Source organism: Georgenia yuyongxinii, from assembly GCF_006352065.1.
Lineage (GTDB): Bacteria > Actinomycetota > Actinomycetes > Actinomycetales > Actinomycetaceae > Georgenia > Georgenia yuyongxinii.
In genome coordinates this window covers 2,727,601-2,754,074 of sequence record NZ_CP040915.1, presented here as the reverse complement: position 1 = coordinate 2,754,074, position 26,474 = coordinate 2,727,601, and the positions used below count along the sequence as shown (strand labels likewise).

The 26,474-nt window shown below is 72.8% G+C and carries 22 protein-coding genes; 10 read left to right on the top strand and 12 right to left on the bottom strand.

What is annotated here, in order from left to right; genetic code table 11:
• The first annotated feature begins 218 nt into the window (after window positions 1–218).
• From FE374_RS12630 to FE374_RS12615, 4 genes are all read left to right on the top strand, one after another.
• A complete protein-coding gene (locus FE374_RS12630; protein ID WP_139929527.1) occupies window positions 219–1,574 on the top strand; it encodes a hypothetical protein in 1,356 nt (451 codons plus the stop codon).
• A 298-nt stretch (window positions 1,575–1,872) separates the two neighbouring features.
• On the top strand, window positions 1,873–3,519 hold the full coding sequence (gene cimA, locus FE374_RS12625; protein ID WP_139929525.1) for a citramalate synthase: 1,647 nt from the start codon (window positions 1,873–1,875) through the stop codon (window positions 3,517–3,519).
• A gap of 220 nt (window positions 3,520–3,739) precedes the next feature.
• Entirely contained in the window at window positions 3,740–4,789 is a 1,050-nt protein-coding gene (locus tag FE374_RS12620) for a lipoate--protein ligase family protein (protein ID WP_139929523.1), read from the top strand.
• Window positions 4,790–4,956: 167 nt separating this feature from the next.
• Window positions 4,957–5,715 (top strand): nuclear transport factor 2 family protein, encoded by a 759-nt coding sequence (locus FE374_RS12615; protein WP_139929521.1) that lies wholly within the window; start codon window positions 4,957–4,959, stop codon window positions 5,713–5,715.
• A gap of 22 nt (window positions 5,716–5,737) precedes the next feature.
• On the opposite strand, the gene FE374_RS12610 is transcribed toward FE374_RS12615, so the two are convergent.
• Together FE374_RS12610 and FE374_RS12605 are read right to left on the bottom strand one after the other, a co-directional pair.
• Window positions 5,738–6,466 carry a YggS family pyridoxal phosphate-dependent enzyme gene (locus tag FE374_RS12610; RefSeq protein WP_139929520.1) on the bottom strand — a complete coding sequence of 243 codons (729 nt, stop codon included), beginning with the start codon at window positions 6,464–6,466 and terminating at the stop codon, window positions 5,738–5,740.
• 93 nt (window positions 6,467–6,559) lie between these two features.
• Window positions 6,560–7,372, bottom strand: a complete 813-nt coding sequence (locus FE374_RS12605) for an endonuclease/exonuclease/phosphatase family protein (RefSeq protein WP_139929518.1) — start codon at window positions 7,370–7,372, stop codon at window positions 6,560–6,562.
• A gap of 138 nt (window positions 7,373–7,510) precedes the next feature.
• On the opposite strand from FE374_RS12605, the gene FE374_RS12600 reads away from it, so the two are divergent.
• A complete protein-coding gene (locus tag FE374_RS12600) occupies window positions 7,511–8,143 on the top strand; it encodes a nucleotidyltransferase (protein ID WP_179957313.1) in 633 nt (210 codons plus the stop codon).
• Between the two features lie 71 nt (window positions 8,144–8,214).
• Here FE374_RS12600 and FE374_RS12595 read toward each other — a convergent pair whose 3' ends face one another.
• Window positions 8,215–10,191 (bottom strand): glycoside hydrolase family 15 protein, encoded by a 1,977-nt coding sequence (locus tag FE374_RS12595; protein WP_139929516.1) that lies wholly within the window; start codon window positions 10,189–10,191, stop codon window positions 8,215–8,217.
• A gap of 206 nt (window positions 10,192–10,397) precedes the next feature.
• Here FE374_RS12595 and FE374_RS12590 point away from each other — a divergent pair, with 206 nt between their 5' ends.
• Together FE374_RS12590 and FE374_RS12585 are read left to right on the top strand one after the other, a co-directional pair.
• A complete protein-coding gene (locus FE374_RS12590) occupies window positions 10,398–11,810 on the top strand; it encodes an MFS transporter (protein ID WP_139929514.1) in 1,413 nt (470 codons plus the stop codon).
• A gap of 89 nt (window positions 11,811–11,899) precedes the next feature.
• On the top strand, window positions 11,900–12,475 hold the full coding sequence (locus FE374_RS12585) for an HhH-GPD-type base excision DNA repair protein (protein ID WP_139929512.1): 576 nt from the start codon (window positions 11,900–11,902) through the stop codon (window positions 12,473–12,475).
• Between the two features lie 63 nt (window positions 12,476–12,538).
• Here FE374_RS12585 and FE374_RS12580 read toward each other — a convergent pair whose 3' ends face one another.
• From FE374_RS12580 to FE374_RS12570, 3 genes are all read right to left on the bottom strand, one after another.
• Window positions 12,539–13,183 carry a pentapeptide repeat-containing protein gene (locus FE374_RS12580; protein WP_139929510.1) on the bottom strand — a complete coding sequence of 215 codons (645 nt, stop codon included), beginning with the start codon at window positions 13,181–13,183 and terminating at the stop codon, window positions 12,539–12,541.
• Between the two features lie 28 nt (window positions 13,184–13,211).
• Window positions 13,212–13,703, bottom strand: coding sequence for a Cys-tRNA(Pro) deacylase (gene ybaK / locus FE374_RS12575; RefSeq protein WP_139929509.1), 492 nt, complete (start codon window positions 13,701–13,703; stop codon window positions 13,212–13,214).
• A gap of 278 nt (window positions 13,704–13,981) precedes the next feature.
• Window positions 13,982–16,645 (bottom strand): DEAD/DEAH box helicase, encoded by a 2,664-nt coding sequence (locus FE374_RS12570; RefSeq protein ID WP_139929507.1) that lies wholly within the window; start codon window positions 16,643–16,645, stop codon window positions 13,982–13,984.
• A 242-nt stretch (window positions 16,646–16,887) separates the two neighbouring features.
• Here FE374_RS12570 and FE374_RS12565 point away from each other — a divergent pair, with 242 nt between their 5' ends.
• Window positions 16,888–18,327: an alanine/glycine:cation symporter family protein gene (locus FE374_RS12565; protein ID WP_230978293.1), complete on the top strand. Its 1,440-nt coding sequence runs from the start codon at window positions 16,888–16,890 to the stop codon at window positions 18,325–18,327.
• A 320-nt stretch (window positions 18,328–18,647) separates the two neighbouring features.
• A complete protein-coding gene (locus FE374_RS12560) occupies window positions 18,648–19,967 on the top strand; it encodes an HNH endonuclease (RefSeq protein WP_230978292.1) in 1,320 nt (439 codons plus the stop codon).
• A 39-nt stretch (window positions 19,968–20,006) separates the two neighbouring features.
• Here the strand turns inward: FE374_RS12560 and FE374_RS12555 are convergent, their stop codons facing one another.
• From FE374_RS12555 to FE374_RS12535, 5 genes are all read right to left on the bottom strand, one after another.
• A complete protein-coding gene (locus FE374_RS12555) occupies window positions 20,007–21,164 on the bottom strand; it encodes a heparan-alpha-glucosaminide N-acetyltransferase domain-containing protein (RefSeq protein ID WP_139929502.1) in 1,158 nt (385 codons plus the stop codon).
• A complete protein-coding gene (locus tag FE374_RS12550) occupies window positions 21,161–22,432 on the bottom strand; it encodes an APC family permease (RefSeq protein WP_230978291.1) in 1,272 nt (423 codons plus the stop codon). Before FE374_RS12550 ends, FE374_RS12555 begins: the two co-directional genes overlap by 4 nt.
• A gap of 124 nt (window positions 22,433–22,556) precedes the next feature.
• Complete coding sequence (locus tag FE374_RS12545; RefSeq protein WP_139929499.1) at window positions 22,557–23,114, bottom strand: AMIN-like domain-containing (lipo)protein; 558 nt, start codon at window positions 23,112–23,114, stop codon at window positions 22,557–22,559.
• A 215-nt stretch (window positions 23,115–23,329) separates the two neighbouring features.
• Entirely contained in the window at window positions 23,330–24,241 is a 912-nt protein-coding gene (locus FE374_RS12540) for a 3-methyladenine DNA glycosylase (protein WP_139929497.1), read from the bottom strand.
• A gap of 91 nt (window positions 24,242–24,332) precedes the next feature.
• Window positions 24,333–25,079: an SDR family NAD(P)-dependent oxidoreductase gene (locus tag FE374_RS12535; protein WP_139929496.1), complete on the bottom strand. Its 747-nt coding sequence runs from the start codon at window positions 25,077–25,079 to the stop codon at window positions 24,333–24,335.
• Between the two features lie 140 nt (window positions 25,080–25,219).
• Between FE374_RS12535 and FE374_RS12530 the strand changes: the two genes are divergently transcribed.
• On the top strand, window positions 25,220–25,996 hold the full coding sequence (locus tag FE374_RS12530; RefSeq protein ID WP_139929494.1) for a fumarylacetoacetate hydrolase family protein: 777 nt from the start codon (window positions 25,220–25,222) through the stop codon (window positions 25,994–25,996).
• A gap of 44 nt (window positions 25,997–26,040) precedes the next feature.
• Here FE374_RS12530 and FE374_RS12525 read toward each other — a convergent pair whose 3' ends face one another.
• Entirely contained in the window at window positions 26,041–26,463 is a 423-nt protein-coding gene (locus FE374_RS12525) for a PPOX class F420-dependent oxidoreductase (RefSeq protein WP_139929493.1), read from the bottom strand.
• Window positions 26,464–26,474 lie beyond the last annotated feature (11 nt).

The following is a 26,474-nucleotide window of genomic DNA, read 5'->3' as shown; positions in this document are numbered from 1 at the left end:
TCTACCGCCGGCCCCATGGCACCTCACCCGTCGTGGATGAGGGGTGTCGGCTCCGCTTCCCAGCGGGCGGGAAGCGGAGCCAGCCCGCTGCGAGAAGGCAGGCGTTCACCCCTGGCGGGCGATCAGGCGGGATCGCGGGCACCGCAGGATGGAAACCGGGCAGACCACCGCGACCGCGGAGCGCGGTGCCGCACCCGACGATGCGTGAGGTTGAGGCCATGGCCGACACGACTCCCCTGGGCGTCGACGAACGCGCCGAGCTCGATCGACTGCGGGCCGAGGTGGCCGGCCTGCGTGCCCGGGCCGCGGCCCGGCCGGCCCCGCCGCGCGAGCACCGCGCCCGTAGCCGGCTCCGGGTCGTGGCCGCCGCGCTCGTCATCCTGCTCGGCTGCGTCCTCGCACCGCTCTCGGTCATCGCCACCTGGCTCGACACCCAGGTCACAGACACGGACGCGTACGTCGAGACTGTGGCACCCGTCATCGAGGACCCGGCGGTGCAGGACGCCATCGCGGCGACCGTCACCACCGAGGTGTTCAACGCGCTCGGCCTCGAGGAGATCGCCACCCAGGCCATGACCGCGATCGCAGGGTCCACCGACCTCCCGCCGGAGCTGCAGGAGCGGATCGTGGCGCTGGCCGGCCCGGCGGTCGACGGCGTCGAGGGATTCGTCGGGTCCCAGGTGGACCGCGTGGTCGCCTCCGACCAGTTCGCCGCGGCGTGGGTGCAGGCGAACCGGCTCGTCCACCGGCAGCTCGTCGCGGTGCTCACCGGGGACACCAGAGAGGGGGTGTCCGTCGCGAACGGCCAGGTCAGCATCGATATCGCCCCGTTCGTCGAGATCGTCAAGGAACGGCTCGTGGACCGCGGCCTCACGGTGGCCGCCCGGATCCCGGAGATCCACAAGTCGTTCGTGCTCTTCGACGTGCCGAACCTGCCCGCGGCGCAGTCCGCCTTCGGCTTGCTCAACACGTTGGGCACGGCACTGCCGTTCGTCACCGTCGCGGTCCTTTTCGCCGGGGTGCTCATTGCGCCGCACCGGCGTCGCGCGCTGGTCTGGGTCGGGATCGGGGTGGCGCTGTCCATGGTGGTCCTCGCGCTGCTGCTCGCGGCAGGGCGTTCCGCCTACCTCAACGCCGTGCCGGCCGACCTCCTGGCGCGGGAGCCCGCGGCGGGGCTGTTCGACACGATCGTGCGGTTCCTCAGGACCGGCCTGCGTGCCGCCTTCGTCCTCGGCGTGGTCGTCGCCGCGACGGCCTACCTGACCGGACCGTCCCCGGCCGCGGTGGGCATCCGTAACGCCCTCTCGAACGGGACGGGCCGCCTCCGTGAGCTGGCCGGTGCACCCGGCGGGCTGGCGGGGGAGCGGGTGGCGGCCCGGCTGTCCGCCTACCGCAGGGCGATCCGCGTCACGGTGCTCGTCCTTGCCGCCGTCGTGCTGCTGTTCTGGGACCGCCCGAGCGGGGTGGACGTGCTGGTCGTCGCACTCATCGTGGGTGTGCTGCTGGTGGCGCTGGAGGTGCTGGCCGCACCGGCCACACCCCGGGACAGCGTCACGACGTCAGCGCCGCCGTGACAGGACGGCACCGCCACATCGTGGCGCGGCTGGACACGGGGCAGGTGGGCTGTGGCACACTGTGGCGCGTGACGCAGGCCCAGCTGATTATCGGCTAGCGCGTCGGGCACACCCGCCCGGCGCGCAGACCTCCCGTACCTCGGGAGGTCTTTTTGTTGCCGGGGCCACCACTCCCGGTGACACAGCCACCGGGCCGGCCCGGTGGCGACCGGTACCGGCACCACCCCGCCGGCCTAGGCTGGGACCAGCGTCGCGTGACCACTGGCCGCGCCCGCGGCCTTCCGCAAGGAGTTTCCGCATGTCGAGCACCGTCGCCCCCTCCGGCCTCACCCGTCCCGCGCACGCCGAGGACCCGGCCTCCGCCGTCGTCCAGGTCTACGACACCACCCTGCGCGACGGCGCCCAGCAGGAGGGCATGAACCTCTCCGTGGCCGACAAGCTGGCCATCGCCGCGCAGCTCGACGAGCTCGGCGTGGGCTACATCGAGGGCGGCTGGCCCGGCGCGATCCCGAAGGACACCGAGTTCTTCGCCCGCGCCGCCAAGGAGCTGGACCTGCGCCATGCCCGGCTCGCCGCGTTCGGGTCCACCTGCAAGCCCGGCGCCCAGCCGCACGAGGACGCCCAGGTGCGCGCGCTCGTCGACTCCGAGGCCCCCGTCATCACCCTCGTCGCCAAGAGCGACATCCGGCACGTCGAGCGGGCGCTGCGGACGACGGCGGAGGAGAACCTCCGCATGATCGGCGAGACCGTGCGCTACCTGGTCGGGCTGGGCCGGGAGGTGGTGCTCGACGCGGAGCACTTCTTCGACGGCTACCGCTACGACCCCGCCTACGCCCTGCGGTGCGTGCAGACCGCGTTCGACGCCGGCGCGGCGACCGTGGTGCTGTGCGACACCAACGGCGGGATGCTGCCCGACTGGGTGAGCCAGGTGGTCGGGGAGGTACGCGCCGCGACCACCGGCCGGCTGGGTATGCATGCCCACAACGACTCCGGCTGCGCAGTCGCCAACACCCTGGCCGCCGTCGGGGCCGGCGCCGCCCACATCCAGGGCACCATCAACGGCTACGGCGAGCGCACGGGCAACGCCGACCTGCTCACCTGCGTGGCCAACCTCGAGCTCAAGCTCGGCCACGACCTGCTCGGCAGCGAGGGGCTCCGCGAGGCCAGCCGCATCTCTCACGCGATCTCCGAGCTCACCAACATCACCCCCTACGGCCGCCAGCCCTACGTCGGCGCCTCCGCGTTCGCGCACAAGGCCGGCCTGCACGCCAGCGCCATCCGCATCGACCCGGACCTGTACCAGCACATCGACCCCGTCGCGGTCGGCAACGACATGCGCATGCTGGTCTCGGAGATGGCCGGCCGGGCCTCCATCGAGCTCAAGGGCCGCGAGCTGGGCTTCGACCTGGCCGGGCAGTCCGAGCTCCTCGGGCGCGTGACCCGGCGGGTCAAGGACGCCGAGGCCGCGGGGTACACCTACGACGCCGCGGACGCCTCCTTCGAGCTGCTGCTGCGCCACGAGATCGACGGGCACGGCCCGCGCTTCTTCGAGGTGGAGAGCTGGCGCACGTTCGTCGAGCACCGGCCCGGCGTCGGCGCCCCCACCGACGCCGAGGCGACCGTCAAGCTGCGCACCGGGCGCGGCCGGGTGGTCAGCACCGGGGAGGGCAACGGCCCGGTCAACGCCCTGGACGACGCCCTGCGCCGCGCGCTGGTCAGCACCTACCCGGAGATCGAGGGGTTCGAGCTCACCGACTACAAGGTGCGCATCCTCGACTCGCAGCAGGGCACCGACGCGATCATCCGCGTGCTCATCGAGACGTCCGACACCGTGCGCAGCTGGTCGACCGTGGGCGTGGGCCCGAACATCATCGAGGCCAGCTGGGAGGCGCTGACCGATGCGATCGTGTGGGGGCTGCTGCACGCGGGCGTCGAGCCGCGCTGAGCATGACGGCGGACCCCCGGTCCGCGGTGCGTCCCGCCGTCGGCCTGCTGCGGCTTCCCCGGCTGATGGTGCACCCGCCCGGTCGGGCGCCCAGGCCGGTAGTACTTCGCTCAGGAATAGCCTGAGGGAAGTACTACCGCGCTCGCGGCCGGCTCGACCAGGACCGTGGCGTGACCACCGGGACGCCGGACCCGTCCGCCGTCGGACCTAGAGTTGCGGCATGCATGGTGAGTACAAGGTCCCCGGGGGCAAGCTGGTCGCGGTCGACGTCGACGTCGAGGACGGCCGCCTGCGCAACCCCCGCGTGTCCGGGGACTTCTTCCTCGAGCCCGACTCCGCGCTGGAGGACATCAACGCCGCGCTCGCCGGGATGCCCGCGGAAGCCACCGCCGAGCAGCTCGCGGGCGCCATCACGGCCGCCATCGACCACACGGTGAGCATGGTCGGCTTCTCCGCCGAGGCCGTCGGCATCGCCGTGCGGCGCGCCCTGGGGCACGCGACGAGCTGGGGCGACCACACCTTCGAGGTCATCCACGGCGGGCCGGTGCATCCCGCGCTGAACGTCGCCCTGGACGAGGTCATCCCCGGCGAGGTCGCGGCCGGCCGGCGGGGGCCCACGATGCGGATCTGGGAGTGGGACGCGCCCCTGGTGGTCATCGGCTCGTTCCAGTCGGTGCGCAACGAGATCGACCCGGAGGCGCTCGCACGGCACGGCATGAGCGTCGTGCGCCGCATCTCCGGTGGCGGGGCGATGTTCATGGAGCCCGGCAACTGCATCACCTACTCGCTGGTGGTGCCAGAGTCGCTGGTGGAGGGCCTCAGCTTCGAGCGCTCCTACGCATTCCTCGACGACTGGGTGCTCGGCGCCCTCGCGGAGATCGGCGTCGACGCCCGGTACGTGCCCCTGAACGACATCGCGTCCGAGCACGGCAAGATCGGCGGCGCGGCGCAGAAGCGCTTCGCCTCCGGGGTGGTGCTCCACCACGTGACGATGGCCTACGACATCGACGCCGACAAGATGCTCGACGTGCTTCGCATCGGCCGGGAGAAGATGTCCGACAAGGGCACCAAGAGCGCCAACAAGCGGGTGGACCCCATGCGCTCGCAGACAGGCATGGCCCGCGAGGCGATCATCGACGCCTTCATCGCCCACTTCCGCGGCCGCTACAACACCGTGCCGTCGAACTACACCGAGGACGAGCTGGCCCGGGCCCACGAGCTCATGGCGACGAAGTTCCTCTCGGACGACTGGACGTACCGGGTGCCGTGACCGGCCCGCCGTCGGGGCCGCGTCCGGACGCGCGACGGCGCGGGCGGCGTCAGCGGCGGTCCGTCCGCCGAACCAGCTGCGCCTGGAGGACCGCACCCCCGAACTGACGGCTGGCCCGGCGGGGGCAGCGGGTCTAGCGTGGCCGTCCGCACCCAGGGGAGGTCACGATGTCCGACCGGGACGTCATTCGGGACGCCTTCGACACGCTGTTCGGCAGCCACGACGCCTCGGCCGTGGACCGGTTCGTCGCCGCCGACTACGTCCAGCACGCCGCCGACGTGCCGGACGGCCGGGAGGGCCTGCGCAGCCTCGTCTCAGCTGTGCCCGCGGGCTCCTCGTTCGAGGTGCACCGGATCTTCGAGGACGGTGACCTGGTCGCGAGCCACGGCACCCTCCGCGGGGTCGGCCCGGACGACGTCGTCGCCTTCGACATCCACCGCATGCGGGACGGCAAGGCCGTCGAGCACTGGTCCGTCGAGCAGCCCGTGGTGGCCTCGACCGCGTCGGGGCGCAGCCAGACGGACGGCCCCACGCAGGTCACGCGGCCCGAGGCGACCGAGGAGAGCCGGGCACTGGTGGACCGCTTCGTCCAGACGGTCCTCGTGGAGGGCAGCCTGTCAGCGGTCCCGGAGTTCTTCGACGGCGACAGCTACACCCAGCACAACCCGCTGGTGCGTGACGGCGTCAGCGGGCTGGGCGAGGCGTTCCTGGAGCTGACGAAGCAGGGGAAGGCGGTCGTCTACACCAGACGGCACATGCTCATCGCCGAAGGGGAGTTCGTGCTGTCGGTGGCGGAGGGCAGCGTCGGTGGGCGGCCGACCGCCTTCTACGACCTGTTCCGGGTGGCGGACGGCAAGATCGCCGAGCACTGGGACGTCGTGGCGGAGATCCCGGCCGAGCTCGCCCACGACAACGGCATGTTCTGAGCGCGCGGCCCGTCCGCCGTCGTCATGGGTACGGGCGGGGCCCGAAGACGGCGGTACCCACGCGCACCATCGTCGCGCCGGCGGCGACGGCGATCTCCAGGTCGCCGCTCATCCCCATGCTCAGCCCGTGCGCACCCTGCGTCCCCGGCGCCGCGGACGCGAGGATCTCGGAGCGCAGCCGAGCGAGCCGGTCGTAGGAGCGGCGCACCTCGGCGGGGTCGGGGGAGTGTGCGCCGACCGTCATCAACCCACGCAGCCGCAGGTGCTCCAGGGCCCCGACGGCGGTGGCCAGCTCGACGGCGTCGGCCGGGTCGGCGCCGGTCTTGGTCGCCTCCGCGGCGGTGTTGACCTCCACGAGCACGTCCAGCGGCGCGCGGCCGGCGCGTGCGACGGCCTGGTCGAGGCGCGTGGCCAGGCGCACCGAGTTCACGCTCTGCACGCACGTGGCCCAGCGCAGCACCTGGTTGACCTTGTTCGACTGCAGGTGGCCGATGAAGTGCATCTCGTGCGGTGGCACGCCGGCCTCCGCCAGCGGCGGGCCGCTGGCCGCGAGCTCCTGGGCCCGGTTGTGCCCGAGCAGGTCCGCCCCGGCGTCCAGCGCGGCGCGGATCGTCTCGACGGGCTGGGTCTTGACCGCCAGGAGCAGGCGGATCTCGGCCGGGTCGCGGCCGGCACCCGCGGCGGCGGCGTCGATCCGCCGTCGGACCGTGTCGAGGTTGGCGGCGATGCGCGCGGGGAGGTCCTGAGGCACGGGCCGACGATATCGGCCCCGGAGCGGCGGCCGGTGCGGGCGCCGCCGTGCGGACGAGACCGTGCGGGCCCGGCGTGCGAGCCCGCCCTTCGGTCAGCGTTGCGCGGTTCTGGCGGCGGAGCCGGCAGCCGGTGCCGCCGCCGCCGCGAGCGAGACGCCCACGTGCAGGGCCCGGTGGTCGGACATGCCGAGGTCGACGGCGGTCCCCGGCTCGGTGACCGTGACATCGCCGTCGACCAGGATGTGGTCGAGCTGGCGGTCCGGACGGTCCAGCGGGAACGTGGGGGCGACGACCAGCGGGCGCAGGCCGCTGAACCGGGCGGGCCGGCCGCCGGCGAGGTTGAGGTCGCCGAGCAGCACGAGCGGGCGGGGGAGGTCGCGCACGGCGCGCACCAGGTGGCGCAGCTGTGCCACGTTCCAGCCGGGGACGAACGTCAGGTGGGTCGCGACCACGCTCAACGTGCCCTCGCGGGTGGACACGACGGCGGCGACGGCGGTGCGCTGCTCGTCCTGGACCAGGACCGGTCGGCGGCGGTCGGGGAAGAGGACGGGCACCCGCTGCTGGGGCGCGGGCAGGGTGAGCACCTTCCAGTGCTCCACCGGGTAGCGGCTGAGCAGCGCGATGCCGTACGTGGCGGCCTCTGGCTGCTCCTCGCCGGTGGCGGCGGTCCACAGGTCCGGGGTGCCGTGCATGGTGGCGACGAACCGGTGCTCGGGGGCGCCCATTGCCGCCGCGGCCATCATGGTCAGGTCGGCGCCGTGCGAGCGGGGCTGGTCGCGGTCGACCTCCTGCAGCGCGAGGATGTCGGCGTCGAGCCGGCGCACCGCGTCGGTGAACCGGTCGAGATCGACGCGGTCGTCCACGAGCGAGCGTCCGTGGAGGATGTTGAACGTCGCGATCCGCACCGCTCGGATTCTGCCCGCGATCGGTCCGGTCCGCGCGTCGTTCGCGCACCGGGGCGCCGTCGGCGGTGTGGCCGGGAACCCCCGGCCGGGTCGCCTCCCTGTGGTGCGTCGTCGCCGTCGATCGTGTACACCCGCACCATGGACAAGGACGAACGCGCCCTGCTGCGTGACGGGTTGCGGATCGCCGGGTCGGCCCTGTCCGCGGCGGACATCCCGTTCGCGCTCGCGGGCGGGTACGCCGCGTGGGTGCACGGGGCGCCGGAGTCGGACCACGACGTGGACTTCGCGATCCTCGAGAAGGACGTCGACCGGGCCAAGGAGGCGCTGGGGAGCACGGCGCTCGAGGTGGAGCAGCCGGTGGAGAACTGGCTGTTCAAGGCTTACAACGAGGGCGCCCTCGTCGACGTCATCTTCAAGGTCTCCGGTGACCACGTGACGCCGGAGCTGCTCGAGCGGGCCGAACGGTTCGACGTGCTCGGGGTGAACATGCCCGTGCTGCCGGCCACCGACGTCGTCGCCTCCAAGCTGGGGGTGCTCACCGAGCACCGCTGCGACTACTCCACCCTGCTGCCGGTGGTGCGGGCCCTGCGCGAGCAGGTGGACTGGCTGGAGGTGGCGCGGCAGAACCTCGACAACCCGTACGCCGAGGCGTTCCTCTTCCTGCTCGGTCGCCTGGGCATCATCCACGGTGCCGCGCAGATGCCGGACGTGGGTGGCCGTGAGTCGGACCCGCCGCCGGTGCCGGTCATCCCGGTGGTCGAGGCGGAGTGAGGTCCCGGGGTCGCCACGCCGGCACGCGACGGTCACCCCGCCCGCAGGCGACGGCGTCCCGCCCGGGACCGTCACCCTGACGAGGCTCGGTCCGGTGGGACGGCAGGCTGCGCCGCCGTGGCGGGGTCTGTCGCGGCCGTCCCGTCGGCGTCCGTCGACGCGGGGACCGGTGCGCGCTGGCCGGGGACGGTGCTCAGCGGTTGTGCCCGCAGCGCCGGTTTCGTCTGGTCGAGGATGGAGTTGAGGCGGAGCGCGGCGTCGATGAGGGCGAGGTGGGTGAAGGCCTGGGGGAAGTTGCCGATCTGCTCGCCGGTCAGGGCGATCTCCTCCGAGTACAGGCCGAGGTGGTTGGCGTAGGTGAGCATCTTCTCGAAGATCAGCCGCGCCTTGCCGACGTGGCCGGCCCGGGCCAGGGCGTCGACATAGGCGAAGGAGCACAACGAGAACGTGCCCTCCGAGCCGCGCAGACCGTCGGGGGAGGCCTCGGGGTCGTAGCGGTACACGAGGCTGTCCGTCACCAGCTCGCCGTCCATCGCCTCGAGCGTGGAGGCCCACATCGGGTCGGTCGGCGAGACAAAGCCGACGTTGGACATGCGCAGGAGGGACGCGTCGAGGACGTCGGTGCGGTAGTGCTGGACGAACGCCTGGCGCTCGTGGCTCCACCCCCGCTCCATGATCTGGTTGTAGACGGCGTCCCGCTCGTGCCGCCAGCGGTCCACGGGGGCGGGCCGGCCGTGGCTGGTGGCCAGCCGGATGCCGCGGTCGAAGGCGACCCAGCACATCAGCCGCCCGTAGGTGAAGTCCTGCCGCCCGCCGCGTGTCTCCCAGATGCCCTCCTCGGGCTGGTCCCAGTTGTCGGCGAGCCAGTTCAGCACGTCGACCAGCCTGAGCCAGCCGGGGTGCCCGGTCTGGATGCCGTGCTTGTCCGCGAAGTAGATGCTGTCGATCGCCTCGCCGTAGATGTCGAGCTGGAGCTGGCCCGCCGCGCCGTTGCCGATGCGGACGGGACTGGAGCCGCGGTAGCCCTCCCAGTGCCCGAGGGTCTCCTCGGACAGGTCGCTGGAGCCGTCGATCCGGTACATGATCTGCAGCGGGCCCTCTCCGTCCGCGCCCTGGTCCCGCACCCGGTCCCGCAACCAGCCGGCGAACGCGGCCGCCTCCTCCCGGAAGCCCAGCCCGAGGAGGGAGTACACCGAGAACGAGGCGTCCCGGACCCAGGTGTAGCGGTAGTCCCAGTTGCGCTCGCCGCCGATCTGCTCGGGCAGGCCGGCGGTCGGTGCGGCCACGAGGCCGCCGGTCGGCGCGTACGTCATGAGCTTGAGCGTGATGGCGGAGCGGTGGACCATCTCGCGCCAGCGCCCGAAGTACGTGGACTGTGCGAGCCACGACTCCCAGAAGCGCACGGTCTCGTCCAACAGCTCGCGGACCGCCGCCACCCGGATCTGGCGCGCCTCGGTGGCACCCGTCTCCACCACGACACCGCGCATCATGCCCGCCGTGAGCGGGAGGCGTGCGTGCAGGTCACCGCGGGAGTCCACCGTCCCTTCGGCGAGGCGCTCGTCCTCGGGCTCCCGCACGAGGTGGACGGCCATCGACGTGTGCGCGCCGCGGAAGACCGCGCCGTCGTCGCTCACCGTGGTCTGGTGCGTCTCGCGGCCGTAGTCGAACCGCGGTGCGATGTCGAGGTCGAAGGTCATCCGGCCCCGTACGCAGCGCACCATCCGGACCAGGCGGTGCCTGGTGGTCGGGGCGTTGGAGGTGGACGTCGGCATGAAGTCGACGACCTCACCGACACCGTCCTCCGTCATGAACCGGGTCACGAGGACGGCGGTGTCCGGCAGGTACAGCTGCTTGCTGGTGACGACGTCGACCGTGGGGCTGATCCGCATGTGGCCACCGCGCGCGTGGTCGAGCAGGGCGCCGAACACGCTCGGCGAGTCGAACCGTGGCGAGCAGAACCAGTCGATCGAGCCGTCCGTGGCGACCAGCGCAGCGGTCTGCAGGTCACCGATGAGCCCGTGGTCGGCGATCAGCGGGTAGTCGCTCATGATCCTCGCTCCTCCGGGCCTTCGCCCTGACGCCTGCATGGTTACCGCCCACCGTCGGGCAGGAGCCGGGAGCCGGGCATCATCCCGACGGGATGACCCGACCGGTGGCCCGGCCGGTCGCTCATCACCGGCGCATGATGCGACGACGGAGTGGGGCCAGCACTGTGAGGGGCCGAAGGACAGTGCCCTATGGAGGCGGTGGACAAATGGTCGAACGGGTGAGTGCACGGCCGTCGGCCGTCGCGCGTGGCGTGCTGCTCCCGCTGGCACTGGCGCAGTTCATCTGCAGCTTCGCCGGCTCGAACATGAACGTGATGATCAACGACATGGCTGAGGACCTGAACACCACGGTCCAGGGCATCCAGGTCGCGATCACGCTCTTTCTGCTCGTCATGGCGGCGTTCATGATCCCGGGTGGCAAGCTCACGGACCGGTACGGCCGCAAGCGGTGCCTCAACGTGGGACTCGTGGTGTACGCGGTCGGCGCGCTCATCAGCGCCGCCGCCCCTAACCTCGGGGTACTCATCCTCGGCAACTCCATCCTCGAGGGCATCGGCACGGCGCTGCTCATCCCGCCGGTGTACATCCTCGCGACGATGCTGTTCACCGGAACCACCTCCCGGGCCCGGGCGTTCGGGGCGATCAACGCTGCGGCCGGCATCGGCGCGGCCACCGGGCCGCTGATCGGTGGCCTCATCGCCACCGCGATCAGCTGGCGGGCGGCGTTCATCTTCCAGGCGCTGGTCATCGGCCTGATCGTCCTGCTCAGCCGGCGCAGCCTCGAGGACCCCCTGCCGGCGGACCCGACGCGCCACTTCGACGTTGGTGGGGCGATCCTGTCCGCCGTCGGCCTCATCCTCATCGTCACGGGGATCCTGGCCGCCGACAACAACCTGCTCCTCAGCCTCGGTCTCCTGGTGGCCGGCGTCCTCTTCCTCGTCTGGTTCTTCGCCTCCGTGCGGGCCAAGGAGCGGGCGGGGAAGGAACCGTTGCTGTCGACCAAGCTGTTCCGCAACCGCACCTCGAATCTCGGCCTCGTCACGCAGAACGCCCAGTGGCTCATGCTCATGGGCACCTCGTTCGTCGTCGCGGCGTACCTGCAGGTGTCGCGGGGGTACAACGCGATCGAGACGGGCGTCATCTTCACTGCGGCCACCGTCGGGGTGCTGCTGGCCTCGCTCGCCGCGCAGCGCCTCGCCCAGCGCCGCGCACAGCGCACCCTCATCGTCACCGGCTTCGCCGTCACCATCGTCGGCATCGTGTTGCTCATCCTGCTGGTGCGGGTCTCGCAGAGCGCGTGGGCCCTCGCCCCCGGGCTCTTCGTCCTCGGGCTCGGCATCGGCATCATGCTCACGCCATCGGTCAACGTGGTGCAGTCCGCGTTCCCCGAGGCGCAGCAGGGCGAGATCTCCGGCCTCTCGCGCAGCGTGTCGAACCTCGGCTCGTCGCTCGGGACCGCGATCGCCGGCACGGTCCTGGTCGCGGGTCTCGCCGCGACCCCGGGGCGGAACTACGCCCTGGCGCTGGTCGTCCTCGTCGTGGTCGGGCTCGTCGGTCTGGTCGCCGGCGCCAAGCTACCGGCGAACCGTCCCGCGGCGCCCCCAGCGCCCGCGGACTGAGGCGCGGCACCGGAAGCACCTCACAGGGAGCAGGGTGACGACGTCGCCCGTGAGTGATCCTGGGGTCCCGGGGTGGGAGACTGACGCGCATGGCTCTCCACATCACCGGCGACGGCGCCGCGGACGACCTGCTCTCCACCGACCCCCTCGCCCTGCTGATCGGGATGCTGCTGGACCAGCAGGTGGCGATGGAGACGGCGTTCGCAGGGCCGCTGAAGATCAGGGAGCGGCTCGGCGGCCTCGATGCCCGTACCCTCGCCGAGACCGACCCCGAGCGGCTCACCGAGGTCTTCCGGACCCCGCCGGCGGTGCACCGCTATCCCGGGTCGATGGCCGGGCGCACCCAGGCGCTGTGCGCGCACCTGCTCGAGCACTACGGCGGCGACGCCACGGCGCTGTGGACGTCCGGCGACCCCGACGGTGCAGAGGTGCTGCGGCGGCTCAAGGCGCTGCCCGGGTTCGGGGACCAGAAGGCCCGCATCTTCCTGGCGCTGCTCGGCAAGCAGTGCGGGCTGACGGCCGAGGGATGGCGCGAGGCTGCCGGAGCGTACGGCGAGGAGGGGTCGCGGCGGTCCGTGGCGGACATCGTCGACGCCGGGTCCCTGCAGGAGGTACGAGAGAACAAGCGGGCCGCGAAGGCGGCGGCGAAGGCCGAGAAGGGCTGAGCCGGGGGAACGCCGCACCCGGTCTGCAACGCCGCACCCGGTCTGCCAGAGAACGCCAGGGGCTCAGGAGCCGATCGTGATGCCCAGCTCCCGCGCCATCGCCGGCAGCAGCTCGTAGGCGTCCTCCTCAGCCACCCGCGCCCCGCGCAGCCCGGCGACGCCGCTCACCCCGTCCAGGCGGCAGCCACGCAGCTCGACCCGCTCGCACCGCATGCCGCCCAGCTGGGCGCCACTGAGGACGCAGTCGCGCAGGACGACGTCGGTCAGCTCGGCGCCGGTCAGGTCGGCCTCGGCGAGGTCGCAGCCCTCGAGCACCACCTGCTGCAGCCGGGCGCTGCGCCAGCTGCTCAGCCGTGCCAGGCAGCCCGCGAGCCGGACGGCCCGCAGCCTGGCCCCAGCCAGCTGGGCGCCGACCAGCCGCACCTCGCGCAGGCTCGTGCGCATGAGCGTGAGCTCCTCGGCGCGGAGATTGGCCAGGTCGGCGCCGTCGAGCCGGCAGTCCACAAGGGTGACCCGGCGCCAGTGCCCGCCGCCGGCCCGCGCCCGCTCGAGGGAGGACCCCTCGATCTGGGCCTGGACGAGCTCGGGCAGGTCCGTCCCCGCCAGGTCGGCGCCGTCGACGGTGGCGGAGCTCAGGTCCGCGGGGCGCACTGGTACCAGGTGGCGGGCGACGTCGGGCTCGGGCACCTCCCAGGTGCGGCGGCTCACCGGGCCACTACCGCGACGACGGCGGGGCTCACCGGGCCACCACCGCGACGACGGCCCCGGTCAGCGCGATGAGGTCCGCCGGGGCGAGCTCGACGTCCAGGCCGCGGCGCCCGGCGCTGACCAGCACTGTCGGGTAGGTCGCCGCGCTTGCGTCGACCACGGTGGCCAGCCGGCTGCGCTGGCCCAGCGGCGAGATGCCGCCGACGACGTACCCGGTGGCACGCTCGGCCGCGGCCGGTTCGGCCATCACCGCCCGCTTCCCGCCGACCGCCGTTGCGAGCGCCTTGAGGTCCAGCCGGCCGGTGACGGGGACCACCGCGACCGTCAGCACGCCGTCCACCGCGGTCACGAGGGTCTTGAACACCCGCGCCGGCTCGACCTTGAGGACGACAGCGGCCTCCTCACCGAAGCTCAGGCCGCTGCGGGGGTCGTGCTCGTAGGCGCGGACCTCGTGCGCCACGCCGGCTCGCGCGAGCGCGAGCAGGGCGGGGGTGCCCGCGGGGGTCGTCTTCTTCGCCACGCGGCGATGCTCTCAGGTCCGGCGCCCGTGGCGCGGTCCGGGTCGTCAGCCGGGCTTGGCGTCGGCCGGCTTGCGCACCCACAACGGGGGTTGTCCTGTCGAGCTTGCGGTCGGTGAGCCACATCGGCGCCCACGGCCTCATGGATGCAGGTCAGCCGGCCGTGCGCCGATGCCCTGTGGACGGTGGCGATGTCTCGCAAAAGAAGAAGTGACATCTCGCCGAGAAAGGTGACATCTCGAGGAGAAGATGACATCTCGCCGGTGCGGCGAGGCAGGGGTCAGCGGGGGCCGACGTCGAGCACCTTCAGCACGACGGCGCCGGTCGCGTCGGAGGCGTCGAGGTCGACCAGCGCGGTCAGGCCCCAGTCGTGGTCGCCGGCCGGGTCGTCGAAGGTCTGCCGCACCAGCCACACGCGCTCGGAACCGGGGGCGAGGTCGCCGAGGTGGGTGCCGGCGAGGGCGGCCGGCAGGTCGGCGTCGCTCGGCTGCTCGACGATGCTCACCAGGGACGCGGCCCGCGCCTCGGGCCCGGTGCCCAGCCAGTCGTACTCGGCCCAGTACGGCGCCATGGCCGACTCCCAGCGGTCGGTGTCCCACCCCGCCTCCCGGTCCAGGTGCCCCAGGGCGACGTAGGCCTCCCGCCCGAGCGCGTCGACCCGGCGGAACAGCGCGTTGCGTACCGCCACCCGGAACGCGTGCCGGTTCCGGGTCAGTGCCACCTCGCCGTCGGGGCCCTCGCCGAAGCGCCGCTCGGCGACGGCGGTGGAGGCGTCCTCGGGGACGACGACGGCGCCCGCGGCGGCCGCGGCACCGGCGGAGAGGGCCTCCCACTCGTCGAGCAGCGAGGAGTCGACCGAGCGGACCAGGTTCCCGAGCCAGTCCACCACGGCGGTGACCTCCTCGGTGCGCGCCCAGTCAGGGACCACCTGCCGCAGCGCGCGATAGGCGTCGGTGAGGTACCGCAGCACCACACCCTCGGACCTGGCGAGCTGGTAGCGCGAGACGAGCTCGGAGAACGTCATGGCCTGCTCGACCATCTCGCGCACCACGGACTTGGGCTGCAGCTCGTAGTCGGACACCCACGGGTTGGTCCGCCGGTACGTGGCCAGCGCCGCCTCGAGCAGCTCGGCCAGCGGGCGGGGCCAGGTGACGTCCTCGAGCAGCGCCATGCGCTCGTCGTACTCCAGGCCCTCGGCCTTCATCGCGCCCACGGCCTCGCCCTTGAGTGCCCTTTGCTGGGCGTACAGCAGTGGGCGGGGGTCCTCCAGGGTCGCCTCGATGACCGAGACGACGTCGAGCGCGAAGTCCGGGTCCTCCACGTCGAGCAGCTCCAGGGCGGCCAGCGCGAAGGGGGACAGCGGGGCGTTGAGCGCGAAGTCCCGCGGCAGGTCCACCGTCAGGCGAACATATGGCTCGCTCGGGTGGGCGCGGCGCCAGGTGGCGTCGGCGTGCTCGACCACGCCGGCCGCGCGCAGCGACCGGTAGATCTCGATGGCCCGGCGCAGGTGCGGGTTGCGGTCACGCTCGGGCTCGTGGTTGTCGGTGACCAGGCGGTACATGGCCGCCACCGGGTCGCCGGGCCGGGCCAGCACCGACAGCACCATGGTGTGGGTCACCCGGAACTGGCTGGTCAGCGGCTCGGGGGTGGCGTCGCGCAGGCGCTCGAAGGTCTTGTCGGTCCAGTTCACCACCCCGGAGGGGGCCTTCTTGCGCACGATCTTGCGGCGCTTGCGCTCGTCGTCGCCGGCCTTGGCGAGGGCCTTGGCGTTCTCGATGACGTGCTCCGGGGCCTGGACGACGACCTCGCCGACGGTGTCGAACCCGGCGCGGCCGGCGCGCCCGGCGATCTGGTGGAACTCGCGGGCGGAGAGGTGGCGCGACTTCTCGCCGTCGAACTTGGTCAACGAGGTCAGCACCACAGTGCGGATGGGCACGTTGATGCCCACCCCGAGGGTGTCCGTGCCGCAGATGACGCCGAGCAGCCCGGCCTGGGTGAGCCGCTCGACCAGGCGGCGGTAGCGCGGGAGCATCCCGGCGTGGTGCACGCCGACCCCGTGGCGCAGCAGCCGGGACAGGATCGCGCCGAAGCCGGGCCCGAAGCGGAAGTCGCCCAGTGCGGCGGCGATCCGGTCGCGCTGCTCGCGGGTGGCCACCTGCACCGAGGTCAGCGACTGTGCCCGCTCGACGGCGTCCTTCTGCGCGAAGTGGACCACGTACACCGGGGCGCGGTGGGTGGAGACCAGCTCGAGGAGCAGGTCCTGGATGGGCTCGAGGGAGTAGGTGTAGGTCAGCGGGACGGGCCGCTCGGCGTCGTCGACGACCGCGACGTCCGTGCCGGTGCGGCGCCGCAGGTCCTCGACGAAGAAGGAGACGTCGCCCAGGGTGGCGCTCATGAGCAGGAACTGGGCATGCGGCAGCTCGAGGAGGGGCACCTGCCAGGCCCAGCCGCGCTGGGGGTCGGCGTAGAAGTGGAACTCGTCCATGACCACCACGCCGGCGTCGGTGTCGGCGCCGTCGCGCAGCGCCTGGTTGGCGAGGATCTCCGCGGTGCAGCAGATGATCGGGGCGTCGGGGTTGATCGCGGAGTCCCCGGTGACCATGCCGACGTTGGCGGAGCCGAACAGGCCCACCAGGTCGAAGAACTTCTCCGACACCAGCGCCTTGAGCGGGGCGGTGTAGTAGCCGGTGCGCCCGGTGGCCATGGCGGCGAAAAGAGCGCCCATGGCGACCAGCGACTTCCCCGAGCCGGTGGGGGTGGCGAGGACGACGTGGGAGCCGGAGACCAGCTCCATGACCGCCTCCTCCTGGTGGGGGTAGAGGGTCAGGCCGGTCTCGGTGGCCCAGGACTCGAAGGCCGCGTAGATGGCGTCGGCGTCCGGCGCGGCCGTCTCACCCTCGGGCAGCAGGTCGTCCAGGACGAGGTTGAGCGCGGTGGTCGACATCCTCCGATCCTCTCAGACGGCGCCCACGGGCCCGGGGTGAGAGGTCGACATCTCGATCCCGCCTTCTCCAGCGGTCGCGCATCGAGCACCGTCCCCGGCGGGTGACGGGTACCGGCGAGCGGCGTGACGGGCACATGCGAGCGGCGTGACGGGCACCACGGCGCCGCACTGCACCGATGTGCCACCATCGACGGCGGACCTGGGGCGGGCGCCCCGCCGTCGTCCCCGAAATGGAATCCCGAATGACCGATCTGCTCACCGCCGTCAACGACGCCGTCTACACCTCCCTGCTCATCGGGCTGCTCGTGCTCGTGGGCGTGGTGATGACCTGGCGCACGCGTGCGGTGCAGGTGCGCCTGTTCACGCAGATGGTGTCCTACGCCACCCGCTCGCGCCGCGGCGCCGACGGCGGCATCTCCTCCTTCCAGGCCTTCGCGATCGGCATGGCGACCCGCATCGGGATCGGGAACATCACCGGCGTCGCGATCGCCCTGATCCTCGGCGGACCCGGCGCGATCTTCTGGATGTGGCTCGTCTCCCTCGTGGGCATGGCCACCTCGTTCGCCGAGGCCACTCTCGCGCAGGTGTTCAAGGTCCGGGCGCTGGACGGCACCTTCCGCGGCGGTCCGGCGTACTACATCGCCCGCGGCCTGGGATCGCGCCGGTGGGGGACCGCGTTCGCCGTCCTGCTCGTGCTCTCCATGGCGCTGGCCATGCCGATGGTCCAGGCGAACACCATCTCGGCGACCGTCGAGCACTCCCACGGCGTGCCCACCTGGGCCACCGCCCTGGTGCTGGTGGTCCTCACCGCGCTGGTGGTGTTCGGTGGCGTCAGGCTCGTGGCCCGCGTCGCCGAGATCATGACCCCCGCAATGGCGTTGGGCTACGTGGCCATCGCGGTCGCGGTGATCGCGGTCAACCTCGACGCGGTCCCGCAGTTCTTCGCCGACATCTTTGCCGGCGCGTTCGGGATGCGAGCAGGGCTCGCCGGCGTGGGCGGCGGGGCGGTGGCCGCGATCCTCAACGGTGTGCGCCGCGGGCTGTTCTCCAACGAGGCCGGCATGGGCACCAACCCCAACGCCGCGGCCACCGCCACCGTGGCCCACCCGGTGCAGCAGGGCCTGATCCAGTCGCTCGGGGTCTTCGTCGACACCATGTTCGTCTGCACCTCGACGGCGTTCATCATCCTGGCCTCCGGCGCGAGCATCTACGTCCCGGGCGTCACCGGCATCGAGGCCGGCGCGGAGCTGACCACCACGGCCGTGACCACCCAGCTCGGCGGCTGGATGGCCTGGCCGATGACGATCATGATCTTCTTCTTCGGCTTCTCCTCGATCCTTGGCGCCTACGCCTACGCCGAGGTGAACATGGACTTCCTGCGTGCCGGTGGCTCCGCCCGCCGCGTGCTCGGCGCGGTGACGGTGCTGACCACCGGCGTCGGGTCCGTGCTCGCGCTGCAGACGGTGTGGGTCCTCATGGACACCGCCATGGCAGTGATCACCTTGGTCAACCTGGTCGCGCTCATCCGTCTCGCCCCGTGGGTGGTGGCCCTGCTGCGTGACTACGAGCGCCAGCGGACGACGGCGGAGGATGCGGAGCCGCGGTTCGTCGCCGAGCCCGAGGTGCTGCCCGGGCCCCTGCCGGGCGACGTGTGGGCGCCGGTGCCCGCCTTGCGGCGCTGAGCTCAGGCACGAGCCCGGCTTCGCACGCCACCCACGAGTCCGGGCGTGAACCACCGCCGGTCGGCCCTGCGCGGCCCTTCCGGGCTCGTCGGAATGCAGGCCGGCTGCCACGGGCATCGGCCTCGGACGGCCCCGTTCACACTGTGAGGGTCGATGTCAGTGGGCGCGGATAGCGTCAGACACATGTTGAAGAGGCAGGGTGGCCAGGCCGGAGATGCGGGACATCTCGAGGCTCCGCCTGCGCGCCTGACCTCTGCCGATGTCGCCCGCTGGCGGGACTCGGTGATGGCCTGGACCGGGACGTCTCCGATGCGGAGCGGGTGGACCAGCTGCGGGTGCTGGAGGAGCTCAAGGCGGCGGCTGCGGGGGCGCAGGCCCGCATCGCGGTGGACCTGGACGCGTCGCAGGTGCAGCACCAGGCGTCGGTGGGGGTGCCGGCCGCACGTCGGGGTCGCGGGATCGGGGCGCAGGTGGCGCTGGCCCGTCGGGAGTCACCCTCCCGGGGTAGCCGGCTGCTGGGCTTCGCGAAGGCGCTGGTGGACGAGATGCCGGACACCTTCGCGGCATTGTCGGCCGGGGCGATCAGCGAGTGGCGGGCCACGTTGCTGGTGCGTGAGTCCGCTTGCCTGACGGTGGTGGACCGGGCCGCGCTCGATGCCGAGATCTGGGCGGATCCGGGCGCGGTCGAGCAGCTCGGGGACCGGGCGCTCGTGGCTCGCGTGAAGCAGATCGCCTACCGGCTCGACGCTCGGTCGGTGGTGCGGCGGTCGGCCAAGGCCGAGAGCGAGCGCTGCGTGACGGTGCGGCCGGCGCCGGACACCATGACCTACCTGACCGGGCTGCTCCCGGTGGTCCAGGGCGTGGGTGTCTACGCGGCGCTGACCCGGGCGGCCGACGCGCTGCGGGCGCAGGGCGACCCCAGGAGCCGGGGGCAGATCATGGCCGACACCCTCGTCGAGCGGGTCACCGGTCAGGACAGGGCTGCGGACGTCCCGGTGGAGGTCCAGGTGGTGATGACCGACCGGGCCCTGCTCGCGGGCGATGACGAACCGGCGGTCATACCGGGGTACGGCACGGTCGCCGCGGGATGGGCCCGCGCGTTGATCGCCGCCCGGACCGGCACTGCCGATGCCGTGGAATCTCTCGACGGGGCAGGCCGCAAGGTGCTGGTGTGGCTGCGCCGGCTCTTCACCGCTCCGGGCACCGGGCAGCTCGTCGCGATGGACTCCAGGCGCCGGACCGTGCCGCCCGGGCTGGGACGGTTCATCGACGCGCGGGACCAGGGGTGCCGGACGCTGTGGTGCGACGCCCCGATCCGCCACCACGACCACATCGAGGCGTCCGCCGACGGCGGCGCGACCTCGGCGGAGAACATCCGCGGGACCTGCGAGGCGTGCAACTACGCCCGTCAGGCGCCGGGCTGGCGGGCACGGACCGTTCCGGCCGGGGAGCAGCGTGCCGGACCGGGGCCGCGAGGCCACGTCGTGGAGATCACGACCCCCACCGGGCACCGCTACACCTCGGGAGCTCCACCGCTACCCGGAGAGATACGCCCCGTACGCGCGACTGCACCACCAGGCTCAGGCGCCGCGTGCAGCCCCGTCGAACGTCTCCTCGTCGATCTGAGCTGGGCAGCTTGAGCCATAAGCCGGGAGTTCGGCGAGCCTGACCGCGAGCCGTCAGCTCGGCCGCGGACCGGCCACCGCCGTCGCCGCGCCGTGCAGCACCCGCTCCAGCGGTCCCCGGCCGAACAGGCGCCGCCACAGCCACGCCCCGGCGAGGGCGACGATGACGAACCACGCGAGCACGGCGTTGGACGTCGCGTCCCGCACCACCTCCTCGCCCAAGACGAAGATCGCAAGGATCTGGGCGGTGTAGACGCTCAGGCTCATCGCGCCGGCGGCGGCCAACGGACTGAGGACCGCGCCGACCATCCGGCCGAACCGGCCCGGCCGGGTCAGCAGCAGGAACAGACCGATCACCGCCATGGCGGTGCCGCAGTTGCCGAGCACCTCGAGGGTGGCGTCGTCGTGGGCCCGGCCCGAGAGCAGCTGGCGCACCAGGGGGGAGGCGTCCGCGCCTACGGCGTCCAGCGTGAGCCGCGAGGTGCCCCAGGCGAATGCGGCCAGCCCGGCGCCGGCGACGAGGAGACCCACCTGGGTGCGCAGCCGCGTGAGGTCCGTGCGACCGACGGCCAGCCCGAGCAGGATGTAGGCCAGATAGACGATGGCCGGGTAGTAGCCGGTGACCAGCTCGTCGCCGGGCAGGCGCACCGTGCCGCTCGCGGGCGCCTCGGTCAGGCGCGCGACCAGGCTCGCAGACCCACCCACCGGCTCCACCGCGAGCGCCATGAGGGTGGGTCCCACCACCGCGGTCACCGCGGCGCCGGTGACCAGCCACCGGCGCCGGAGCCCGAGGAACGGCAGAGCGAGGACGAACAGCACGGCGTAGGCGGGCAGGATGACCGCCACGGGTGTGCCGAGCGCGCTGAGGAACCAGCCGAGCGGCAGCAGGAGGGCCGCGCGCACCAGGGTGGTCATCCGGGCATGGGCGAGCCGTGGCCCCGACGGGACCCGGTCGCGCCCGCTCGTCAGCGCGAGCGAGACCCCCGCGAGCAGGGCGAACATCGAGGCGGAGCGCCCGTCGGCGATGACGAACCACTCCGGGTTCCGCGCGCCGGCCGGGCCGTCGGCGCCGAGGTGGGCGACGAACATCCCGACGATGGCCAGACCCCGCGCGAGGTCGATGCCGACGAGGCGCGTCGTCGCGGCGCCGCTCACCGGACCGGGCTGCGCCGGCGGGGTTGCGCCCTGCGCCGTCGGCCGGGACGAGGTCATGGGTCGAGGTTAGGCGCCGCGGGCCGGACGCCGCGCACGAGCAGCCGGCCCACCAGCCCGGCCGCCACCACGGCGAGCCCGCCGAGCAGCGCCACCGTCGGCAGGGTCGCGACCAGCACCAGACAGCCGGCCAGGCCGAGGACCTGCAGCCCGCGCGGGTAACGGCGCTGGCCCGGGCCCTGGGTGAGCGCCGCCAGGTTGGCCACCGCGTAGTACAGCAGCACGCCGGTGGAGCTGAAGCCGATGAGCTCACGCAGGTCCGCGACCAGCACGGCGACGGCGACGACGGCGCCCACGGCCGCCTCTACCCGGTGAGGCACGTGGAAGCGGGGGTGCACCGCGGCGAGCGGCCGGGGCAGGTCGCCCTCCCGGGCCATCGCCAGCGCGGTGCGCCCGACACCGGCGAGCAGCGCCAGCAGGGCCCCCAGGCACGCCGCGGCGGCGCCGACCCGCACCACCGGCACCGCCCACGCCCATGACCCGGCGGCCACGGCCTCGGCAAGCGGGGCGTCCGAGGCCGCGACACGGTCGGGTCCGAGCACCGTCAGCAGGGTCAGCGCGACGGCGGTGTAGACGGCGGCCACGATGGCCAGCGTGGTCACGATCGCCCGAGGGATGGTCCGCGCGGGCTCGCGCACCTCCTCCCCGAGCGTGGCGATCCGCGCGTAGCCAGCGAACGCGAAGAAGATCAGCCCGGCCGCCTGCAGCACGCCGAGCGGCCCGGGCGCCGTGGCCCCGCCGGGCGGGGAACCCGGCGTCGCACCGCCGGCCAGCGCGCCGACGACGGCCACGGCCAGCGCGACCAGCACGACGGCGACGATCACCCGGGCCAGCGCCGCAGTGCGGGTGATGCCACGCCAGCTGACGGCCGTCAGCGCCAGCACCGCGGCGGCGGCCACCGGCCGCTGCCACGGCCCGGGCACCGTGTAGGCGGCAAAGGTGGTCGCCATCGCCGCGCACGAGGCGGTCTTGCCGATGACGAACGACCATCCGGCCGCGAAGCCCCACCACTCACCGAGGCGCTCGCGGCCGTAGACGTAGGTGCCGCCCGAGGTGGGGTAGACCGCGGCGAGCTGTGCCGTCGAGGTGGCGTTGCAGGCTGCCACCACCACGGCGACTGCCAGCCCGGCCAGCAGCCACGGTCCGGCCGCCTGCGCGGCTGGCGCGAAGACGGCGAACACGCCCGCGCCGATCATCGAGCTCATGCCGATGACGACGGCGTCGAGCAGGCCGAGCCGCCGCGCGAGGCGGCCGGGGGAGGCGGTCACGGGGCGCAGGTTAACGCCGCGAGGTGACGGCGAGATGTCCCGCCGCGTCGACGCCGCGTCGGCCGACCGTGGAACGTCCCGTTGAGGAGCCTCCCCGCCCGGCCGGTGGCCGGGCGGGAGGATCTCACCAGCGGTGGGCGACGTCGATGACGAGGCGGGACGTGGCATGCCCCGGCCCGCCGTCGAGCACGAACACCCGGAACGGCAGCCGGGCGCGGACACCGAGCCCGACCGTCGACTGGCCCTCGAAGCTGTTGCCCCAGGCGACCTGCTTGAACGTGCGGAAGCCGGTCACATCGACGGCCTCGGTGGCGTTCGCGGGGTCGTACGTGGCGTGGCCCATGCCGTCGTCGGCGTGGACGAAGGCGGTGATCCGCAGGTCGGCCGCGCCGCGCAGCGGGATGAACGCGCCCTCACCCTCGGTGAAGACGGAGGCGTACCGGACGTCGTAGCCCGACACCCGCCCGCCGCGCACGTCGAGGACGAGCCGGTCATAGCACGGGTGCTGACCAGCGCGGATGTTGGTGAGGTACTCCGAGCCGCTCACGCTGCCCGCGTGCTTGGCCAAAGAGCCCCAGTAGATCCCGCAGTACGGACCCGCGTGGGCGGATGCCGACGTCGCGGGCCCGACGAGTGCCAGCGCGAAGACGAGCGCCAGCAGCACACGCAAGAGACGCCTCATGGCGTTCCCTTCCTCCCAGCCGCCCGCGGCCGGCGCCGCCGGACAGCACGTGATGTGAGCCGGGCTCCGGTCGGGCCGCGGCGAGACGCACGAGGCGTGGAGGGCGCACCTTGGGGCGGTGCGCTGGGCTGTGGTGAGAGCTCTCAGCGGGAGCGTACGCGCAGGTGGGACGGCTGAGAATGGCGTGACGGCGGCGAAACGGTAACAGCCCGACGCTAGCTCGCGCCGGTGGCGAGTACCGCCGTCGTCACGGCGAGGAGGCGGGCGCGCAGCGGCTCGGCCCGCTCGGCGAGCTCTCGCTGCCGGGCCACGTACTCGGCCCGCCCCTCGGCGGTCTCGATCGCGACCGGCGTGTGGCCGAGGCCCCTGACGTCGTAGGGGGAGGCGGCCATGTCGAGCACCCGGATGTCCCTGGCCAGCTCGAAGCAGTCCAGGAGCAGCTCGCCCGGGGATGCTGGCCCTAGCTTCAGGGCGATCTTGAGCAGGTCCATGTTGGCGTGCAGGCACCCCGGCTGCTCCAGGTCGAGCTGGGTGGTGCGCTCGGGCTGGAGCCGGTTGAGGGGCCGGGCGGGCGGGGTGAAGAACCTGAACGCGTCGTAGTGCGTGCATCGGATGGCATGGGCTTCGACGACGGCGTCCGTGCCCGCCTGGCCGAGGCGTAGCGGCAGCGGGTGGCGGTGGGCCTCCTGCTGGTAGACCATCGCCCACTCGTGCAGGCCCAGGCAGCCCAGGTGCGCGGCCCGGCCGGCGGTGCGGCGCAACAGCTCGTCGAGCCAGCCCACGCCCTCGCCGCGGTCGGCCAGGAACGCCGCGGCGTCCAGCGCCACGACGGCTCGCCCGGCGACGACGGTGCGCACGTGCCAGCGCCAGGTGGCCGGTTCCGCCAGCGCGGCGTCGTCGCCGGTCAGTGCCGTGCCCACGCCGGGGAACCACCGCCGTAGCCGGGCGGGGCGGGCGCTGTAGTACTCGTACAGGAAGTCTTCGACCGGGTGCTTCTCGTGGCGGGAGCGCCGCTCGCGGTGTGCGGCGGTGAGGGCGTCGGCGCGATCGGCGTGCGCGCGGGCCCGGGCCTGCCACTGCGTGGCCGGTAGCACGGCGACGTCGAGGGCGGCGGCGGTGGCGGGCATGCCGTCCAGGGTAGGCGCGCAGGATAGGAGGCCGCGTCGTCGGCCCTGCCACCAGGACGGCCCGGGAGGCTGCTCCCGGGCCGACCGCGGGTCAGAAGGCGGTGGCGCCCATGTCGGCGTTGAGGATCGCGCCGTTGACGTAGGACGCCTCGTCGGAGAGCAGGAAGCACACGACGGTGGCCATCTCCTCCGGCTCGCCGAGGCGGCCGCCGGGCTGGAGGGCCTCGAACGCGGCCATCTCCTCGGGGGAGCTGTTGTCGAAGATCGGCGTGCGGATCACGCCCGGGGCGATCGCGTTGACCCGTACGCCGTTGCCCACGTACTCGAGCGCTGCCTGCTTGGTCAGGCCGATCACCGCGAACTTCGACGCCGCGTACGACGTGACGCCCGCGGCCGGGGTGATTCCCGCCAGCGAGGCCGTGTTGACGATCGCGCCGCCACCGTGCTCGGCCAGGTACGCCAGCTGCGCCCGCAGCTGGAAGAAGGTGCCTGTCGCGTTCACGGCCTGCGTCTTGAGCCACAGGTCCGTGGGGGTCTCGTGGAGCGGGTGGCTGGCGAGCGCGATGCCCGCGTTGTTCGCGCACCCGTCCAGCCGGCCGTAGGTCTCGACGGCGAAGTCCACGAGCGCCTGGGCGTCGCCCTCGCGGGAGATGTCCGTGCGGAGGAAGGCGGCCGTGCCGCCGTCGGCCTCGATGAGGTCGACCGTCTCCGCGCCGCCGGCCTCGTTGACGTCGGAGACGACGACCTTGGCGCCCTCCTTGGCGGCCTGTACCGCGATCGCCCGGCCGATGCCGGACGCCGCTCCGGTGACCGTGATCACGCGTTCCTGGAGCCTCATTGGTCTCTCCTCCTTCGCGGCGGGACTTCCTGCCCTCGGTATTGGTATGACTAATACCTATCAGTCGTCGGGGGCGGGAACTGGGGCAGTTGGTCCCGGGTCAGTTCGGCGGGGCGGGCACGCGAACTAGGGTGGCTCCCATGCGCATCGCACGGTTCACCACCGGGGACAACCCCCGCTACGGCATCCTTGACGAGGAGACGGACGAGCTGATCGTCCTCAAGGACGACCCCATCTACGGCGACATCGCCGCCACCACGGGGGAGCGGGTGAAGGTGGCCGACGTGCGGCTGCTCTCCCCGGTCATCCCGCGCTCGAAGGTGGTGGCAATCGGCCGCAACTACGCCGCCCATGCCGCCGAGATGGGCAACGAGATCCCCGAGGAGCCGGTGGTCTTCCTCAAGCCGAACACCTCGGTGATCGGTCCCGGTGACCCGATCGTGCTGCCGCCGTACTCGCGCGAGGTGCACCACGAGGCCGAGCTCGCCGTCGTCATCTCCCGGATGTGCAAGTACGTGCCGGTCGAGAAGGCCGCAGACGTGATCTTCGGGTACACCGCCGCCAACGACGTCACCGCGCGGGACGTGCAGAAGTCCGACGTGCAGTGGACCCGCGGGAAGGCCTTCGACACCTCCTGCCCGCTCGGGCCGTACATCGCGATGGACCTGGACGTCTCGGACCTGGCGGTGCGGGCTCGCGTCGACGGTGAGCTGCGTCAGGACGGGCGCACCAGCCAGCTGCTCTACGGCGTGCCGGAGCTGATCGCCTACGTCTCGACGATCTTCACGCTGCTGCCCGGCGACGTCATCCTCACCGGCACCCCGGCGGGCGTCGGGCCGATCGACGTGGGCCAGCGCGTCGACATCGAGATCGAGGGCATCGGCACGCTCTCCAACCCCGTGGTGCGCCGGGACTGAGGCGCCGCCCCGGCACGGACCGACCGGCTTCGCAACGAGGCCGGTCAGTCCTGCCAGGGCCCCAGCCCGCCCACCCGCTTCACCGTGATGTGCAGGACCACCCCGGGCGGCGGCGCGGGCATCGGCGGGAAGGTCGTCCCCGGGCCGACGTAGACCTGCGCGAGCCGGTGGAGCAGCTCGGGGGCGCCCCCCTCGACCTCGCGTGCACGGCCGTGGACCACCAGGTGCTCCCGCATGCCGATGGCGTTGGCCCCCTTGCCCTCGAACGAGACCGCCACCCGGGGGTCCCGGCGGACGTTGACCAGCTTGCGCTGCTGCGTGAGGAGGTGCCCAGTCACCAGCTCGTCACCATCGAGGCCCACCCACACCACGGTGACCTGAGGCGAGCCGTCGGCGTCGATCGTGACCAGGTGGCCTAGCGCGCCCGACTCGATCAGGGACCGCGCTGCCTCGTTGAGCCGAGCCATGTCCCACTGTC

Excerpts from the sequence above, each read along its gene's own strand:
- FE374_RS12630 (WP_139929527.1), top strand. The coding sequence starts at position 219 with ATGGCCGACACGACTCCCCTGGGCGTCGACGAACGCGCCGAGCTCGAT.
- cimA (WP_139929525.1), top strand. The coding sequence starts at position 1,873 with ATGTCGAGCACCGTCGCCCCCTCCGGCCTCACCCGTCCCGCGCACGCC.
- FE374_RS12620 (WP_139929523.1), top strand. The coding sequence starts at position 3,740 with ATGCATGGTGAGTACAAGGTCCCCGGGGGCAAGCTGGTCGCGGTCGAC.
- FE374_RS12615 (WP_139929521.1), top strand. The coding sequence starts at position 4,957 with ATGTCCGACCGGGACGTCATTCGGGACGCCTTCGACACGCTGTTCGGC.
- FE374_RS12600 (WP_179957313.1), top strand. The coding sequence starts at position 7,511 with ATGGACAAGGACGAACGCGCCCTGCTGCGTGACGGGTTGCGGATCGCC.
- FE374_RS12595 (WP_139929516.1), bottom strand. The coding sequence starts at position 10,191 with ATGAGCGACTACCCGCTGATCGCCGACCACGGGCTCATCGGTGACCTG.
- FE374_RS12590 (WP_139929514.1), top strand. The coding sequence starts at position 10,398 with ATGGTCGAACGGGTGAGTGCACGGCCGTCGGCCGTCGCGCGTGGCGTG.
- FE374_RS12585 (WP_139929512.1), top strand. The coding sequence starts at position 11,900 with ATGGCTCTCCACATCACCGGCGACGGCGCCGCGGACGACCTGCTCTCC.
- FE374_RS12570 (WP_139929507.1), bottom strand. The coding sequence starts at position 16,645 with ATGTCGACCACCGCGCTCAACCTCGTCCTGGACGACCTGCTGCCCGAG.
- FE374_RS12565 (WP_230978293.1), top strand. The coding sequence starts at position 16,888 with ATGACCGATCTGCTCACCGCCGTCAACGACGCCGTCTACACCTCCCTG.
- FE374_RS12555 (WP_139929502.1), bottom strand. The coding sequence starts at position 21,164 with ATGACCTCGTCCCGGCCGACGGCGCAGGGCGCAACCCCGCCGGCGCAG.
- FE374_RS12545 (WP_139929499.1), bottom strand. The coding sequence starts at position 23,114 with ATGAGGCGTCTCTTGCGTGTGCTGCTGGCGCTCGTCTTCGCGCTGGCA.
- FE374_RS12540 (WP_139929497.1), bottom strand. The coding sequence starts at position 24,241 with ATGCCCGCCACCGCCGCCGCCCTCGACGTCGCCGTGCTACCGGCCACG.
- FE374_RS12535 (WP_139929496.1), bottom strand. The coding sequence starts at position 25,079 with ATGAGGCTCCAGGAACGCGTGATCACGGTCACCGGAGCGGCGTCCGGC.
- FE374_RS12530 (WP_139929494.1), top strand. The coding sequence starts at position 25,220 with ATGCGCATCGCACGGTTCACCACCGGGGACAACCCCCGCTACGGCATC.
- FE374_RS12525 (WP_139929493.1), bottom strand. The coding sequence starts at position 26,463 with ATGGCTCGGCTCAACGAGGCAGCGCGGTCCCTGATCGAGTCGGGCGCG.